The organism is Burkholderia sp. E168m15 (genome assembly GCF_016586105.1).
In the GTDB taxonomy this organism is placed as follows: Bacteria; Pseudomonadota; Gammaproteobacteria; order Burkholderiales; family Burkholderiaceae; genus Burkholderia; species Burkholderia orbicola.
Genome location: NZ_BCPO01000200.1, coordinates 1 through 844, shown reverse-complemented (window position 1 = coordinate 844; position 844 = coordinate 1). Strand labels below are relative to the sequence as shown.

The 844-nt window shown below is 72.6% G+C and carries 1 protein-coding gene; it reads right to left on the bottom strand.

Features of this window, described 5'->3' with window-relative positions:
- Positions 1 to 844, bottom strand: an 844-nt coding sequence (locus tag JMF86_RS31440; RefSeq protein ID WP_201317265.1) for an autotransporter-associated beta strand repeat-containing protein, incomplete at both ends; no start/stop codon positions are given.

Sequence of the window (844 nt, the reverse complement as noted above, 5' to 3'; positions counted from 1 at the left end):
GCCGCCCGCGCCGATCGCCAGCGTGCCGCTGTTGATCGTCGTCGCACCGGTGTACGTGTTGGTCCCCGTCAACGTTTCCGTGCCGGTGCCCGACAGCGTCAAGCCGCCCGTGCCGCCGACCGTTCCGCCGAACGTGCCGTTGCCCGACCCGCCGAGCGTCAGCGTGTTGCCGCCGAGGTTCACCGCCGAACCGGCTGCGCCCGACAGCGTGCCCGTGGTCTGCGGCGACGTGGCCGCGCTCACGTCCAGGGTCGCGCCCGCGCCGGCCAGATCGATCGCGCTGCCCGACGACAGGCTGCCGCCCGCGCCGACCGCCAGCGTGCTGCCGTTGCCGATCGTCGTGTTGCCGGTGTACGTGCCCGCGCCGGTGAGCGTCGTCGTCGACGGACCATTCACCGCGAGGTTGCCGCTGCCCGAGATCGCGCCGCCGAGACCCAGGTTGTTCGCACCGCCAACCGTCAATGTCGAGCCCGAACCGAGATTGATCGCGTTGGTCAGCGTCGTACCGGCCACGCTGGTGCCGAGCGTGCCGCCCGCGCCGCTCGTGTTCAGCGCGCCCGTGCCGAGCGCCGAGCCGCTGCCCGCGATCAGCGTGCCGCCGCCGGTGAGATTCGTGCCACCCGTGTAGGTATTGTTGCCCGTCAGCGTTTCGGTACCCGTGCCCGACAACGTGAGGCTGCCGCCCGCGCCCGCGATCGTGCCGCCGTACGTGCCGCTGCCCGTGCCGCCGAGCGTCAGGTTGTTGCCCCCCAGGTTCACCGTCGAACCGGCCACGCCCGACAGCGTACCCGTGGTCTGCGGCGTGGTCGCGCCGCTGACGTCGAAGGTTGCCCCCGCACCCGCG